At 64.6% G+C, this 15,917-nt stretch carries 12 protein-coding genes and 2 tRNA genes; 11 read left to right on the top strand and 3 right to left on the bottom strand.

Annotated features, from left to right (window positions below):
- Positions 1-51: 51 nt before the first annotated feature.
- Positions 52-606: a hypothetical protein gene (locus tag RSO68_RS04455; protein WP_315585744.1), complete on the top strand. Its 555-nt coding sequence runs from the start codon at positions 52-54 to the stop codon at positions 604-606.
- Between the two features lie 79 nt (positions 607-685).
- On the opposite strand, the gene RSO68_RS04450 is transcribed toward RSO68_RS04455, so the two are convergent.
- Positions 686-1,273, bottom strand: coding sequence for a helix-turn-helix domain-containing protein (locus RSO68_RS04450; protein ID WP_089847785.1), 588 nt, complete (start codon positions 1,271-1,273; stop codon positions 686-688).
- Between the two features lie 103 nt (positions 1,274-1,376).
- Positions 1,377-2,117 carry an SDR family NAD(P)-dependent oxidoreductase gene (locus tag RSO68_RS04445; RefSeq protein ID WP_089847787.1) on the bottom strand — a complete coding sequence of 247 codons (741 nt, stop codon included), beginning with the start codon at positions 2,115-2,117 and terminating at the stop codon, positions 1,377-1,379.
- 158 nt (positions 2,118-2,275) lie between these two features.
- Here RSO68_RS04445 and gltX point away from each other — a divergent pair, with 158 nt between their 5' ends.
- The 3 genes from gltX (at position 2,276) to RSO68_RS04430 (ending at position 4,001) form a co-directional block, all read left to right on the top strand.
- Entirely contained in the window at positions 2,276-3,757 is a 1,482-nt protein-coding gene (gene gltX / locus RSO68_RS04440) for a glutamate--tRNA ligase (protein ID WP_315585580.1), read from the top strand.
- Positions 3,758-3,814: 57 nt separating this feature from the next.
- Positions 3,815-3,890, top strand: a tRNA-Ala gene (locus RSO68_RS04435).
- 35 nt (positions 3,891-3,925) lie between these two features.
- Positions 3,926-4,001: transfer RNA gene (locus RSO68_RS04430), tRNA-Glu, on the top strand.
- Positions 4,002-4,781: 780 nt separating this feature from the next.
- On the opposite strand, the gene gltA is transcribed toward RSO68_RS04430, so the two are convergent.
- Entirely contained in the window at positions 4,782-6,068 is a 1,287-nt protein-coding gene (gene gltA / locus RSO68_RS04425; RefSeq protein ID WP_315585579.1) for a citrate synthase, read from the bottom strand.
- Positions 6,069-6,510: 442 nt separating this feature from the next.
- Between gltA and sdhC the strand changes: the two genes are divergently transcribed.
- From sdhC to lpdA, 7 genes are all read left to right on the top strand, one after another.
- Positions 6,511-6,888, top strand: a complete 378-nt coding sequence (gene sdhC / locus RSO68_RS04420; RefSeq protein WP_315585578.1) for a succinate dehydrogenase, cytochrome b556 subunit — start codon at positions 6,511-6,513, stop codon at positions 6,886-6,888.
- Entirely contained in the window at positions 6,882-7,229 is a 348-nt protein-coding gene (gene sdhD, locus RSO68_RS04415) for a succinate dehydrogenase, hydrophobic membrane anchor protein (protein ID WP_315585577.1), read from the top strand. The genes sdhC and sdhD overlap by 7 nt, the downstream gene beginning before the upstream one ends.
- Positions 7,230-7,232: 3 nt before the next feature.
- Positions 7,233-9,005 (top strand): succinate dehydrogenase flavoprotein subunit, encoded by a 1,773-nt coding sequence (sdhA, locus tag RSO68_RS04410; protein WP_089847797.1) that lies wholly within the window; start codon positions 7,233-7,235, stop codon positions 9,003-9,005.
- A gap of 12 nt (positions 9,006-9,017) precedes the next feature.
- Positions 9,018-9,728 (top strand): succinate dehydrogenase iron-sulfur subunit, encoded by a 711-nt coding sequence (locus tag RSO68_RS04405; RefSeq protein ID WP_089847799.1) that lies wholly within the window; start codon positions 9,018-9,020, stop codon positions 9,726-9,728.
- 222 nt (positions 9,729-9,950) lie between these two features.
- On the top strand, positions 9,951-12,779 hold the full coding sequence (locus RSO68_RS04400; protein WP_089847800.1) for a 2-oxoglutarate dehydrogenase E1 component: 2,829 nt from the start codon (positions 9,951-9,953) through the stop codon (positions 12,777-12,779).
- A 42-nt stretch (positions 12,780-12,821) separates the two neighbouring features.
- Positions 12,822-14,390, top strand: coding sequence for a 2-oxoglutarate dehydrogenase complex dihydrolipoyllysine-residue succinyltransferase (gene odhB / locus RSO68_RS04395; RefSeq protein ID WP_315585576.1), 1,569 nt, complete (start codon positions 12,822-12,824; stop codon positions 14,388-14,390).
- Between the two features lie 49 nt (positions 14,391-14,439).
- Positions 14,440-15,879 (top strand): dihydrolipoyl dehydrogenase, encoded by a 1,440-nt coding sequence (lpdA, locus tag RSO68_RS04390; protein WP_089847803.1) that lies wholly within the window; start codon positions 14,440-14,442, stop codon positions 15,877-15,879.
- Positions 15,880-15,917: the final 38 nt, after the last annotated feature.

Raw genomic sequence — 15,917 nt, 5'->3', positions numbered from 1 at the left:
GAGGCGTGCATGCAAGCGAGGTTTCGAGCGATTGGGATAGGCGTGGTGCTGATGTGGCTGGCGGGCTGCGGTGGCAGCGAGGAGGAGATGGCCAACGGGCCCGACGACCCGGCCCCGGTGGCCGAGATGGCGGAGGAGACGCCCGATCCCGCGCCGGAGCCGACCCCCGAGGTGGCCCCCTTCGATGAGCCGGTCACGATCGATCTGGCGTCGCGCCTGGGCAGCGACCGGCGCCTGACCGTCGAGGGCGAGACCAACTTGCCCGCCGACACACGCCTGCAGGTGCTGGTGGAGCGGGAGCTCAGCGGGGTGCGCTGGCGTGAGCGCGTGTCAGTGGCCGAGGGAGGCTTCGTTGCCGGGCCTTTCGGCCCCGGTAGCGGTCTGCCCGACGGCGACTATCTGGTGGTGGTCGAGGTGCAGGAGGGCAGTGTCCAGCCGGCCGAGGTGCGAGCCAGGCTGGGCGATGGCAACCAGCACCTGCAGGGGCCGCTGGTCGCGCAGTCGCGCCATGGCCTGGGTCAGGTAGCCCGCTACACCAAACGCTTCCTGATCGGCGACGAAACGCGCCGCACCCAGGATCGCGTCGATGTGATGGAGATCGAGTAGCTCCTGATCGGGTAGCGCCTGATCGGGTATTGCTTGATCGGGTATTGCTTGATCGGGTATTGCTTGATCGGGTAGTGCCTTAGAGGGGCTGGGCACGCCAATGAGCCACCAGTTTGCCGACTAGCCGGCAACTGGGGGCGTAGGGGATGAGCTCGTCGCTGTCCTGGCGCTGGAATATCAGCTCCCCGGTGGGTCCCTGCGTGACCCGCCGGATAGCCAGCTCACCATCGTCTTCGATGAGGTAGAGGCCCGGCTGGCGGAAGATGTCGCTGGTGGCGATGGCCACCAGATCGCCCTCCATGAGGAAGTCGAACGCTTCGTCCGGCGCCGGCGTCACCAGGTGGCAGTCGCCGTCCCAGCGCTGCCCGGGCACCATGTCGATCGGCAGTTCGATGACGCGCTGCTTGCCATCCTGCCAGGGTAGCGGCAGTCGGCGGCGCAGGTAGAGAGGCGAGGCGTGAGATCCTTCGTCTTCCAGCAGCCGTGACAACGGGCAGTTGAGCGCCTGGGCCAGGGCGACCAGGCGTTCGTGACCAATCTGCTTGATGGCGCCCGATTCCCAGTAGGAGATCGTGACGTCTGACACCCCGACCCTGCGTGCCAGGGCCGCCTTGTTGAGCTTGGCCTCCAGCCGAAGTTTCTTGATGCGAGGGCCGAGTGTTTCCATTACGTCATCCTATTGTCACAAAGCGTCATATGAGTCTTCCAGGCTCGCTATTGCCCAGGCAACGGCGAGTATCAACGCTAATTCTGCCTTAAACCTCGGCGCGTCACCATGCCACCCGCTCTCCGGCCCAGTCCAGGAAGATGCCGCTCTGGTCGGGCGTGCAGGTCTCCAGCACGTTCAGCAGTGACTCGGCCACGAAGGAGGGGGTGAACAGCTTGCCTTCGGGCACACGGGATTGGAACGGCGCCGAGAGCGGCGTATCCGTGGTACCGGGGTGCAGACAGGCGATGGCCGCCTGGGGGTTGAGTCGGCGAAGTTCCACGGCGGCGGTCTTCATCAACATGTTATGGGCGGCCTTGCTGGCCCGGTAGGCGTACCAGCCGCCGAGTCGATTGTCGCCGATCGAGCCGACACGCGCCGAGAGGCTGGCGAACAGCGTCGGGTGGCGCCCCTTGAGGCTAGGCTGCAGCGCCTTGAGCAGCAGCGCCGGGATGATGGCATTGACGTGATAGAGCCGAGCCATGGCCTCGGCGTCCAGCTCATCGAGCTTCTTCTCCGGACCGATGCCACGGGCGTCGTCGTGGAGCATGCCGATGGCGTTGAACACCAGGTGCACGGGGGCGCCGTTCAGCGCCTGGGCGAGGGCTTCGTTGCCGTCCTCGGTGCCCAGGTCCAGGGCGAGGGATTCGACGCGGGGGTCCGGATGCGTTTGGTAGTGGCGGCTGACGGCGATCACCCGGGCGGGGCGGTCACTGGCGAGCAGGGCTTCGACCACGGCGCAGCCGATGCCGCCGGAGGCGCCGGTCACCACGGCGGTGAAGTCGTCGGGGAGTCGCGTGAGCATGGCATTCCTTATGTGCCGATGACGGGTTCAGCGTGGACCGCGCCGCCGGGGAATGATTCCCGACCACGGCTGCCCCGGCGCTGGCCAGGTGCGTATAATGCGGGCATTCGCCCGCTATGTCAGGGCGGCCTTCCTCCATCGACAGGACCAAGGACGACATGACCGTACGCACTCGTATCGCGCCGTCACCCACCGGCGATCCCCACGTGGGCACCGCCTATATCGCCCTGTTCAACCTCTGCTTCGCTCGCCAGCACGGCGGCCAGTTCATCCTGCGCATCGAGGACACCGACCGGGTGCGCTCGACCCCCGAGTCCGAGCAGATGATCCTCGACTCCCTGAGCTGGCTGGGGCTCGAGTGGGACGAAGGCCCCGACGTCGGCGGCCCCCACGGTCCCTATCGCCAGAGCGAGCGCGGCGACATCTACGGCGAGTACGCCCGGCAGCTGATTGAGTCCGGCCATGCCTTCAAGTGCTACCGCACCAGCGAGGAGCTCGACGAGCTGCGCGAGGCACGCAAGGCGGCCGGCATGCACCTGGCCTTGAAGCCCGCCGACCTGGCGCTGCCCGCCGAGGAACAGGCGCGTCGCGAGCAGGAGGGTTGGCCCTACGTGGTGCGCATGAGTGTGCCGGCCACCGGCACCTGCGTGGTCGAGGACATGCTGCGCGGCGTCATCGAGGTCGAGTGGGCCCAGGTGGACGCCCAGATTCTGCTCAAGTCGGACGGCATGCCCACCTATCATCTGGCCAACGTGGTCGACGATCACCTGATGGGCATCACCCACGTGCTGCGCGGCGAGGAGTGGATCAACTCGGCGCCCAAGCATCAGCTGCTGTATGAGTACTTCGGCTGGCAGATGCCGGTGCTCTGCCACATGCCGCTTTTGCGCAACCCGGACAAGTCGAAGCTCTCCAAGCGCAAGAACCCGACCTCCATCAACTACTATCGGCGCATGGGCTTTTTGCCCCAGGCGGTGACCAACTACCTGGGACGCATGGGCTGGTCGATGCCCGACGAGCGCGAGAAGTTCAGCCTCGACGAGATGATGGCCCACTTCGATATCCAGCGGGTCTCGCTGGGTGGGCCGGTGTTCGACCTCGATAAGCTGACCTGGCTCAACGGGGTCTACATCCGCGAGGATCTGGACGATGCGGCGCTGCTCAAGGCGCTGATGGAGTGGGCCTTCAACGAGGAGTACGTCGGCCAGATCCTGCCCCAGGTCCGCCCGCGTGTGGAGACGCTCTCCCAGGTGGCGCCGTTGGCCGGGCACTTCTTCTCGGGCCTGCCGGTCATCGAGGAGGCCGATTTCGATGCGGTGAAGCTCTCCCGCGAGGAGCTGCTGAAGCTGCTGCAGTTCCTGGTGTGGCGCTTCGAGCTGGTGCCGGCCTGGCACAAGGAGGCGCTGCTCGGTGAGGTCAAGGCGCTGGCGGGGCACTTCGACCTGAAGATGAAGGCCTTCCTGGCGCCGGTGTTCATCGCCGTCACCGGCTCGTCGTCGAGCACCTCGGTGATGGATGCCATGGCGATCCTCGGATCCGACGTGACCCGGGCGCGCCTGCGTCACGCCATCGAGGTGCTGGGCGGGGTCTCCAAGAAGCAGGCCAAGCGCTTCGAGAAGGAATTTCGCGACCTCGCGTGATTTCCTGTTGACGAAGGCGGGGCTTATCAGTAACATGCGCCCCGTCTTCGAGAGATCGGGGCCTTAGCTCAGCTGGGAGAGCGCGACACTGGCAGTGTCGAGGTCAGCGGTTCGATCCCGCTAGGCTCCACCATCGCTTCAGATGGTAGCCATCTTTCAAGATATTGCGTCCCATTCGTCTAGTGGTCCAGGACACCGCCCTTTCACGGCGGTAACAGGGGTTCGAACCCCCTATGGGACGCCACCTCTTGCTTCACCTTCCCCGATATTTCCTCGTCAGCTGGCTATCTTGTCGGTCTGGCCGTACTGCTGTCTCCGTCTATCTCGGCTCTTCGTCCGGCGATGAATCGCGACGATTTCAGTGCAAAATACCCTTGACTTGTCCACTTTACCTCCTTGGGGCCTCGCGACTGTGCATAGACGCCGCGGTGAGGCGCTTGGTTGCCGCCTTTCTTATATAAGTCTTTTATTTCAATGACTTACGATAGGTCAAAAAATGATCAATCTAAGGCGGTGCCGCTATTCATGGCGTTCCAGCGACCTTTTCGAGAGGTTGTGAACAGGGTTATCCACAGAATGTGTGGAAAACGGGCGACACCCACGGGAAGGCGCATGTCAGTAGGTAAGTCAACCGGAAGTGATGAGGATTCTAGTTCTCTGGTAGCAGGGGAATAGAGCGCTGCGCTGCGCGCACAAGGCCGGCCGGGCGGTGTGATGGATACCCACGGCCTGCTGAGGCGGGAGTGGCCCCTGGCGTCTCCAGGGGTATCTGGGTGTGCTCTTGAGGCAAGGGTGAGGCGAGGCGCCATCTCCCCGATGAGCGTCGGCAGGCATAAGCGCGCCGCGGACTTGGCGCCCGTTGGCTCGGCTGGGGCGGGGGCGTCGGCGGGCGAGGCTGGTGGCGTGCCTGAGCGGAGTGGGGCGTTGCCAGTAAGCCGGTATCCGGGGAGGCGGGGTGTCGGGATCGGCAAATGCAAAAAAGGCCGCCCGAGGGGCGGCCTTTTGGTATTGGCGCGAGTGCAGTTCAGCTCGCCGGATAGTCGCGCTTGTCGTGGCCCGTGTAGAGCTGGCGCGGACGGCCGATCTTGTAGCTGTCGCTGAGCATCTCGTTCCAGTGGGAGATCCAGCCGATGGTGCGGGAAACGGCGAAGATCACGGTGAACATGTTCTTCGGGATACCCATGGCCTTGAGGATGATGCCGGAGTAGAAGTCGACGTTCGGGTAGAGCTTGCGCTCGATGAAGTACTCGTCTTCCAGGGCGATCTGCTCCAGGCGCTTGGCGATCTTCAGCTGCGGGTCGTCGGCCAGGCCCAGCTCGGCCAGCACCTCGTCGCAGGTCTCCTTCATCACCTTGGCGCGCGGATCGAAGTTGCGATAGACCCGGTGGCCGAAGCCCATCAGCTTGAAGGGGTCATCCTTATCCTTCGCCTTGTCGATGAAGCGCTGGATGTTCTCCTCGGAGTCGTCGCCGATCTCGTCGAGCATGTTCAGCACGGCCTCGTTGGCGCCGCCGTGTGCCGGGCCCCAGAGCGCGGCGATGCCGGCGCTGATGCAGGCGAAGGGGTTTGCCCCGGTGGAGCCTGCCAGACGCACCGTGGAGGTGGAGGCGTTCTGCTCGTGGTCGGCATGGAGCATGAAGATGCGGTCCATGGCCTTGGCGTAGACCGGGTTGATCCGGTACTCCTCGCACGGGTTGCTGAACATCATGTAGAGGAAGTTCTCTGCATAGGTCAGGTCGTTGCGGGGATAGTTGAACGGCTGGCCGACGTTGTATTTGTAGGACATCGCCGCAATGGTCGGCATCTTGGCGATCAGGCGGATCGCGCTGATCTCACGATCCTCCTGTTTGGAGGTGTCCAGGTGGTCGTGGTAGAAGGCGGCCAGGCCACCGACCACGCCGCACAGGATCGACATCGGGTGGGCGTCGCGGCGGAAGCCCTTGAAGAAGTTGATGATCTGGTCGTGGACCATGGTGTGGTTGGTCACGCGCGCCTTGAAGTCTTCGTATTGCGCGTCGTCGGGCAGCTCGCCGAACAGTAATAGATAGCAGGTCTCGACGAAGTCGGAGTGCTTGGCCAGCTGGTCGATCGGGTAGCCGCGGTGCAGCAGCACGCCGTTGCCGCCATCGATGTAGGTGATCGCCGACTGGCAGGAAGAGGTGGCCATGAAGCCGGGGTCGTAGGTGAAGAGGCCTTGGGCGCCGAGGCCGCGGACGTCGATGACGTCGGGGCCCAGGGAACCGGAATAGATCGGCAGGTCAATCGGGTCGTCCAGGCCGTCTACCGTCAATGTCGCTTTCCTGTCAGCCATGGCTGGCCTCCTCTCGAATTCATGGGGGCGATGTTGGGTGATTTCGCTGCAGTTGCCGGCGAAAAGGTTCGCCCACTATAGAAGCGTCCTCGAGATTGTCAATTCCACTATTGTGCGCCCATGGCTGTACAGTTGGTGATATTATAGATAGTGTTTGTACAATAAATGGTGCCTTGCACCATTTCCAGGCGCGAGCGTTCCCGTCAATGCCTCGGATCCCGTGAAAGACCGCGCCAAGGCCGATAACTCGGCCTTCCACCATGGTCGACTGGGGCGCGTGTCCATTTGTCATGGAGGGGTGATGACCCTATAATCTCAGCGCGCGACTGGCAGGAGTCGGTGGTCGTGTCCAACTCGGCCATGACCGTGTCCCTTCCCGTAACCACCGCCCGCTCGGGCCTTGTCGGACGATGAAGAGCGGGCCAAGAGAGTGTGTAGAGCCGTGAATAGCAAACGACCCGTAAATCTGGATCTGTCCACGATACAGTTCCCCCTCCCCGCCCTGACGTCGATCGCTCACCGCATCACCGGCGTCATCCTCTTCATCGGCCTGATCTTCGCCTTCTGGGCGCTGGACGTGTCACTGTCCTCGCCGGCCGGCTTCGCCGCCGTGAGCGATGTCCTGGCCCACAACTTCCTGGCCAAGTTTATTGCCTGGGGACTGCTCTCCGCGTTGGCCTTCCATTTCGTGGCCGGTATCAAGCACCTGCTGATGGACATGGATATCGGCGTGACCCTCGAGGGTGGCGTCAAGAAGGCACAGATCACCGTGGTGGTGAGTGCGGTCCTGATCATTCTGGCTGGAGTCTGGGTATGGTAACCAACATCACGAATTTCGGACGCAGTGGTCTCTCCGACTGGCTGCTGCAGCGCGTCTCTGCCGTCATCCTGGCGCTCTACTCTCTCTTTATCGTCGGTTTCCTGCTGTTCAGCTCGGGCCTCGATTACGCGGCCTGGAGCGGGCTGTTCGCCCAGACCTGGATGCGCATCTTCTCGCTGCTGGCCTTCATCTCGCTGTCCGCCCACGCCTGGGTCGGGCTGTGGACCGTGACCACCGACTATCTCAAGCCGACCGGTATTCGCATCGGTACGCAGCTCATCATCATCCTGGCCATCTTCGTGTTCCTGGTCTGGGGCATCACCGTTCTGTGGGGAGCCTGATTCATGTCCAACATGCGTAGCCTGTCTTTCGACGCCATCATCATCGGTGGCGGCGGCGCCGGCCTGAGGGCCGCCCTGGAGCTGGCCAAGTCCGGCAAGAAGACCGCCGTGCTGTCCAAGGTCTTCCCGACCCGCTCGCACACCGTCTCCGCCCAGGGCGGCATCACCTGTGCCATCGCCTCCGCCGATCCGAACGACGACTGGCGCTGGCACATGTACGACACCGTCAAGGGCGGCGACTACATCGCCGACCAGGACGCCTCCGAGTACATGTGCTCCGAGGGCCCCAAGGCGGTGTTCGAGCTCGAGCACATGGGCCTGCCGTTCTCCCGCTTCGATAACGGCCGCATCTACCAGCGTCCGTTCGGCGGTCAGTCCAAGGACTTCGGCAAGGGCGGCCAGGCGGCCCGCACCTGCGCCGCGGCCGACCGCACCGGTCACGCCCTGCTGCATACGCTTTATCAGAATAACCTGAAGAACAACACCACCTTCCTCAATGAGTGGTACGCCGTCGATCTGGTCAAGAACGCCAACGGCGACGTGGTGGGTTGCATCGCCATGGACATCGAGACCGGCGAAGTGGTGCACGTGAAGTCCAAGGCCACCGTCATGGCCACCGGCGGGGCGGGGCGCATCTTCGCCTCCACCACCAACGCCCTGATCAACACCGGTGACGGCATCGGCATGGCGCTGCGCGCCGGCTTCCCGATGCAGGACATGGAGATGTGGCAGTTCCACCCGACCGGCATCTACGGCGCGGGTACCCTGGTGACCGAGGGCTGCCGCGGCGAGGGTGGCTACCTGGTCAACAAGGATGGCGAGCGTTTCATGGAGCGCTACGCGCCCAACGCCAAGGATCTGGCCGGCCGCGACGTGGTCGCGCGCTCCATGGTCATGGAGATCCTCGAGGGCCGCGGCTGCGGCGAGAAGGGCGACCACGTCTTCTTGAAGCTGGATCACCTGGGCGAGGAAGTGCTCGGCAAGCGCCTGCCCGGCATCGTCGAACTGTCCAAGACCTTCGCTCACGCGGATCCGGCCAAGGAGCCGATCCCGGTGGTGCCGACCTGTCACTACATGATGGGCGGGATCCCGACCAACGTGCACGGTCAGGCGATCATGCAGGACGCCGAGGGTAACGACCAGATCGTCAACGGCCTGTTCGCCTGCGGCGAAGCGGCCTGCGTGTCGGTCCACGGCGCCAACCGCCTGGGCGGCAACTCGCTGCTCGACCTGGTGGTCTTCGGCCGCGCGGCCGGCATGTTCATCGAGGGGGCGCTCAACGAGGGCATCGAGTACCTCGATGCCTCCGAGTCCGACGTCGAGTCGGCGATGAAGCGCATCACCCGCTGGAATGAGTCCGAGGACGGTGAAACCGTGCCCGACCTCAAGCGCGAGCTGCAGGACATCATGCAGACCTCCTTCGGCGTGTTCCGCGAGGAGAAGAACATGGTGGAGGGCGTCAAGCGTCTGGAAGAGCTGCGCAGCCGCATCGACAATGCCTATCTGCCGGACAAGTCCAGCACCTTCAACACCGCGCGCGTCGAGGCGCTGGAGCTGGATAATCTGATGGAAGTGGCCGAAGCTACCGCCATCGCGGCCCTGGAGCGCAAGGAGAGCCGTGGCGCCCATTCCCGCTACGACTACCCGGACCGTGACGACGTCAACTGGCTGAAGCACTCGCTCTATTTCCCGGCCGAGAAGCGTCTGGGCAAGCGCGACGTGAACTTCGCGCCCAAGACCGTCGAGATGTTCGAGCCGAAAGTCCGTACCTACTAAGGGGGAGTCACGATGTCCACGCTTCAGGTATCCCTGTACCGCTATAACCCGGAAACCGACTCCGCGCCCTTCATGCAGGAGTTCCAGGTCGACACCCAGGGTCGCGACCTCATGGTGCTCGACGTCCTGCACCTGGCCAAGGAGCAGGATAACGGCCTGGCCTATCGCCGCAGCTGCCGCGAGGGCGTGTGTGGGTCCGACGGCATGAACATGAACGGCAAGAACGGCCTGGCCTGCATTACGCCGCTCTCCGAGGTGGTCAAGGGCAACAAGCTGACGCTGCGCCCGCTGCCGGGTCTGCCGGTCATCCGTGACCTGGTGGTCGACATGGGGCTGTTCTACAAGCAGTACGAGCGTATCCAGCCGTACCTGCAGAATGACGAGCCAGCCCCGGCCATCGAGCGCCTGCAGTCGCCGGAAGAGCGCGACAAGCTCGACGGCCTCTACGAGTGCATCCTGTGCGCCTGCTGTTCGACCTCCTGCCCGTCGTTCTGGTGGAACCCGGACAAGTTCGTCGGCCCGGCCGGCCTGCTGCAGGCCTACCGCTTCCTCGCCGATTCGCGTGATGGCGCGACCCGTGAGCGCCTGGCCGAGCTGGAGGATCCGTTCTCCGTGTTCCGCTGCCGCGGGATCATGAACTGCGTCGCGGTCTGCCCGAAGGGACTGAACCCGACGCGGGCGATCGGCAAGATTCGCGAGATGCTGCTGGCCGATGCCACTTAAATCGTGGCGTCCAGCTTGTTATCATGTTCTCCGCTCTCGGGCTGCGGCAAGGCGCCGCAGCCGAGTCCGGTGCGGAGCGTGATGTAAAGAGCCGGTGCCTTGGGCACCGGCTCTTGACCATGGAATTCATGATGCTCTTTCTCCGGCAGAGCATCAGCGATGTCGATGCGGTCGAGTCGTGTCGGCGCCGATACCACCCCATCAGTGCAGGGTGACCAAGAGATGCAACAAGGCATAATGGAGTTGATGTGGCGCTCCTCCCATGTGAGCGGCGGCAATGCCCACTATGTGGAAGCGCTCTACGAGCAGTACCTCGATGATCCCTCCGCCGTTCCCGACGAATGGCGCCAGTACTTCGATCAGCTGCCGCGGCCCGAGGGCGGGGCTAGCCAGGATGTTCCTCTCACCCCGATTCGCGACCAGTTCTATCAGCTGGGTCAGCAGCGTCGTACCGCGCACGTGGCGGCCGAGAGCGGGGAGAGCAAGAAGCAGGTCAAGGTACTCCAGCTGATCAACGCCTACCGCTTCCGCGGGCACCAGAAGGCCGACATCGATCCCCTCGGTCTGCGCAGCCCGACCCCGGTTCCCGATCTCGATCTCTCCTTCCATCAGCTCTCCAAGGCGGATCTGGACACCGAGTTCCAGACCGGTTCCTTCTTCATGGGGCTGGACAAGGCGCCGCTGAAGCAGATCGTCGAGGCGCTGGAGCAGACCTACTGTCGCTCCATCGGCTGCGAGGTGATGCACATCGTCGACACCGAAGAGAAGCGCTGGCTCCAGCAGCGCTTCGAGTCGGTACGTAGCGCGCCGAACTTCAGTCCCGACGTGCGCAAGCACGTCCTCGAGCGTCTCACGGCCGCCGAGGGCCTGGAGAGCTACCTGGCCTCCAAGTACCCGGGCACCAAGCGTTTCGGCCTCGAGGGTGGCGAGTGCTTCATCCCGATGATGGACGAGCTGATCCAGCGCGCCGGCAGCTACGGCACCAAGGAAGTGGTGATCGGCATGGCCCACCGTGGGCGCCTCAACATGCTGGTCAACATCCTCGGCAAGAACCCCTCCGAGCTGATCGACGAGTTCGACGGCAAGAAGGTGGTGGAGCGGGGCTCGGGTGACGTGAAGTACCACCAGGGCTTCAGCTCGAACGTCATGACCCCGGGCGGCGAGGTCCACCTGGCGCTGTCGTTCAACCCCTCCCACCTGGAGATCGTCGCGCCGGTGGTCGAGGGCTCGGTGCGGGCCCGTCAGGATCGCCGCAACGACCCGGTCGGCGACAAGGTGCTGCCGATCAACGTCCATGGCGATGCGGCCTTCGCCGGCCAGGGTGTGGTCATGGAGACCTTCCAGATGTCGCAGACGCGTGCCTACCGCACCGGCGGCACCCTGCACATCGTGATCAACAACCAGGTCGGCTTCACCACCTCGCACCCGCTGGACTCACGCTCCACCGAGTACTGCACCGACATCGCCAAGATGGTTCAGGCGCCGATCTTCCACGTCAACGGCGACGATCCCGATGCCGTGCTGCACGCCACCCAGGTGGCGCTTGACTACCGTCAGCAGTTCAAGCGTGACGTGGTCATCGACCTGGTCTGCTACCGTCGCCGCGGCCACAACGAGGCCGACGAGCCGTCCGGCACCCAGCCGATGATGTACAGCAAGATCAAGGACCATCCGTCCTCGCGGACCCACTACGTCGAACGCCTGGTCAAGGAGGGGCTGCTCTCCGACGACGACGCCAAGGCCATGATGGAGAAATACCGCGACGATCTGCTGGCCGGCAATCACGTGGCCAACGCCCTGGTGCAGAAGCCTAATAAGTCGCTGTTCGTCGACTGGACTCCCTATCTTGGCCATGAGTGGACCGGCCATGCCGACACCCGGGTCGAGATGAAGCGCCTGCAGCGTCTCGCCGGCAAGATGTGCGAGGTGCCCGACGGCGTGACCGTGCAGCGTCAGGTGGCCAAGATCTACGATGATCGCCGCAAGATGCAGGCCGGTGGCATGGCCATCAACTGGGGCTTCGCCGAGACCCTGGCCTACGCCACGTTGCTCGATCAGGGCCACCCGATACGCCTCACCGGTCAGGACGTCGGCCGCGGCACCTTCTCCCACCGCCATGCGGTGGTGCACAACCAGCAGGACGGCAGTGCCTACGTGCCGCTGCAGCACATGGCCGACGGCCAGCCGCGCTTCACCATCCACGACTCCTTCCTCTCCGAGGAGGCGGTGCTGGCGTTCGAGTATGGCTACTCGACCACCGCGCCCAACGACCTGGTGATCTGGGAAGCCCAGTTCGGCGACTTCTTCAACGGCGCCCAGGTGGTGGTGGACCAGTTCATCTCCTCCGGCGAGACCAAGTGGGAGCGTCTCTGCGGCCTGACCATGCTGCTGCCTCACGGCTACGAGGGGCAGGGGCCCGAGCACTCCTCGGCGCGCCTGGAGCGCTTCCTGCAGATGTGCGCCGAGCACAACATGCAGGTCTGTGTGCCGACCACCCCGGCGCAGATCTTCCATCTGCTGCGTCGCCAGGTGATCCGTCCGCTGAGAAAGCCCTTGGTGGTGATGACGCCCAAGAGCCTGCTGCGCCACAAGTCGGCGACCTCGAGCCTCGACGAGCTGGCCGAGGGCAACTTCCAGATGGTGCTGCCCGACCAGGGCAACCTCGAGGCGCAGAAGGTCGAGCGCATCGTGCTGTGTGCCGGCAAGGTCTACTACGACCTGGCCAACTGGCGCGACGAGAATGCCCGCGACGACGTGGCCATCCTGCGCATCGAGCAGCTCTACCCCTTCCCCAAGGAGGAGCTGCTGGAGGCCATCAAGGACTACACCAACGTCGAAGATGTGGTCTGGTGTCAGGAAGAGCCGCTCAACCAGGGCGCCTGGTACTCGAGCCAGCACCACATGCGGGCGGTGGCCGACCTGCTGCGCGACGGCCTGGGCGGCAAGCTCAAGTTCGCCGGTCGCCCGGCATCGGCGGCACCCGCGGCGGGCTACATGTCCGTGCATACCGAACAGCAGCGCCAGCTGGTGGAAGACGCCTTCAATCTGTAAGGCGTCCCACCGGGACGAGAAAGAACATACAAGGGATACGACATGGCTACCGATATCAAGGCACCCACCTTTCCGGAATCCGTTGCCGAAGGCAGCGTCGCCGCCTGGCACAAGAAGCCCGGCGATAGCGTCGAGCGTGACGAGCTGATCGTCGAGATCGAGACCGACAAGGTGGTGCTCGAGGTCGTGGCTCCCGAGGCCGGCACTCTGTCCGAGGTGCTGGTGGAAGAGGGTGACACCGTGGAGTCCGAGCAGCTGCTGGGTCGCCTCGGCGCGGGCGAGGCCAAGGGCGAGGCCAAGGGCGAGGCGCCGGCCGACAAGCAGCAAGAGAAGCAGGACGAGCCGAAGGGCGAGGCCAAGGCCGAAGCGCCGGCCGGCGGTGGCCAGGCCCATGAGGTCAAGGCCCCGACCTTCCCCGAGTCCATCCAGGAAGGCACCGTAGCGAGCTGGGCCAAGCAAGTCGGCGACGCCGTCAAGCGTGACGAGGTGCTGGCCGAGATCGAGACCGACAAGGTGGTCCTCGAGGTCGTCGCTCCGGCCGACGGTGCGCTGACCGAGATCAAGGCCGAGGAGGGCAGCCAGGTGACCTCCGAGCAGGTGCTGGCCGTCTTCACCGAAGGTGCCGGCGGCGCCTCCACGCCGGCTACCAGCGGCGAAGAGAAACCGGCGGCCTCCGCCGATGACGGTGCCAGCGACGAGAAGGTCGGCGACAAGATCCTCGCCCCGGCCGCGCGCAAGCTGGTCGCCGAGCACGACCTCGACGTCGCGAAGATCGAGGGCACCGGCAAGGGTGGCCGGGTCCTCAAGGAGGACGTGCAGCGCGCCGTGAACGACGGCAGCGCCAAGAAGTCTGCCAAGCCGGCCGGCGGCGCCCAGTCCGCCGCCGCGGCGGCTCCGGTGGTCGAAGGCGAGCGCCCCGAGAAGCGCGTGCCGATGAGCCGCCTGCGCCAGACCATCGCCAAGCGCCTGGTCCAGGCCCAGCAGACCGCCGCCATGCTCACCACCTACAACGAGGTGGACATGAGCGCGGTGATGGAGCTGCGCGGCCAGTACAAGGAGACCTTCCTCAAGGCTCACGACGTCAAGCTCGGCTTCATGGGCTTCTTCGTCAAGGCGGCCTCCGAGGCCCTCAAGCGCTTCCCGGACGTCAACGCTTCCATCGACGGCACCGACATCGTCTATCACGGCTATCAGGACATCGGCGTGGCGGTCTCCACCGACCGCGGTCTGGTCGTCCCGGTGCTGCGCGACACCGACAGCATGAAGATCGCCGACGTCGAGAAGGGCATCGTCGACTTCGGCAAGCGGGCCCGTGACGGCAAGCTCGGCATCGACGAGATGCAGGGCGGCACCTTTACCATCACCAACGGCGGCACCTTCGGTTCGCTGATGTCCACGCCGATCCTCAACCCGCCGCAGACTGCCATCCTGGGCATGCACAAGATTCAGGAGCGTCCCATGGCGGTGAACGGCAAGGTCGAGATCCGCCCGATGATGTACCTGGCGGTCTCCTATGACCACCGCATGATCGACGGCAAGGACGCGGTCCGCTTCCTGGTGACCATCAAGGAACTGCTCGAAGACCCGGCGCGTCTGCTGCTGGACATCTGATTCGCGAAGCCGGCAACGTCTTCCAGCAACAAGCCACAAAGGAGCCAACATGGCTGACAAGTTTGATGTGATCGTGATCGGCGCGGGCCCCGGCGGCTACGTGGCCGCCATTCGTGCCGCCCAGATGGGCCTGAAGACCGCCTGCGTCGAGAAGTGGATCGGCAAGGAAGGCAAGGTCGTGCACGGCGGCACCTGCCTCAACGTGGGCTGCATCCCGTCCAAGGCGCTGCTCGAGGCTTCCCACAAGTTCGTCGAGGCCAAGCACGACTTCGACGACCTGGGCATCCAGGCCGGTGACGTCAGCATGGACGTCAAGAAGATGATGGCCCGCAAGGACAAGATCGTGAAGAACCTGACCGGTGGCATCTCAGGGCTCTTCAAGGCCAATGGCGTCACCGCCATCGAGGGCACCGGTAAGGTGGCCTCCGCCAAGCAGGTCGAGGTCACCGACCAGGACGGCAAGGCGACCACCTATGAGGCCGACAGCATCGTCGTCGCCGCCGGCTCCGTGCCGGTGGAGATTCCGCCGACCCCGCTGCAGGAAGGCCTGGTGGTCGACTCCACCGGCGCCCTGGAATTCCAGGAGACCCCGAAGCGTCTGGGCGTGATCGGCGCCGGCATCATCGGCCTGGAGCTCGGCAGCGTGTGGAACCGCCTGGGCTCCGAGGTGACCGTGCTCGAGGCCATGGACAACTTCCTGCCGATGGTCGATGGGGCCGTCGCCAAGGAGACCCAGAAGCTGCTCAAGAAGCAGGGACTGGACATCAAGCTCAATGCGCGCGTGACCGGCTCCGAGGTCAAGGGTGAGGAAGTCGTCGTCAAGTACGCCGATGCCGACGGCGACCAGGAGATGACCTTCGACAAGCTGATCGTCTGCGTCGGCCGCAAGCCCTACACCAAGGGCGTGATCGCCGACGGTGTGGGCGTCGACACCGACGAACGCGGCTTCATCCACGTCGACGACCAGTGCCGCACCAGCGTGCCGGGCGTCTACGCCATCGGCGACTGCGTGCGCGGCCCGATGCTGGCGCACAAGGCCTCCGAAGAGGGCATCATGGTCGCCGACATCATCGCCGGCCATAAGGCCGAGATGAACTACGACGCCATTCCCAACGTCATCTACACCTTCCCGGAGGTGGCCTGGGTCGGCATGACCGAGCAGGACGCCAAAGCGGCCGGCATCGAGGTCAAGGTCGGCGCCTTCCCGTTCGCCGCCAGCGGCCGTGCCATGGCCAACAATGCGACCGAGGGCATGGCGCGCATCATCGCCGATGCCGAGACGGATCGCGTGCTGGGCGTGCACATCGTCGGTCAGCATGCCGGCGAGATGATCGCCCAGGGCGTCATCGCGCTCGAGTTCGGCTCCAGCGCCGAAGACCTGGCGCTGACCTGCTATGCGCATCCGACCATGTCGGAAGCGGTGCACGAGGCGGCGCTGGCCGTCGAGGGCCATGCCATCCACATGGCCAACCGCAAGAAGAAGAAGTAAGGACAACAAGCGCCACCGTCAGGTGGCGCATCGCTTCC

The sequence above is a fragment of the Halomonas saccharevitans genome (assembly GCF_032333995.1).
Taxonomy (GTDB): Bacteria; Pseudomonadota; Gammaproteobacteria; order Pseudomonadales; family Halomonadaceae; genus Halomonas; species Halomonas saccharevitans.
Note: the sequence above shows the minus strand (reverse complement) of the source record. Positions and strands in the feature narration are given on the sequence as shown.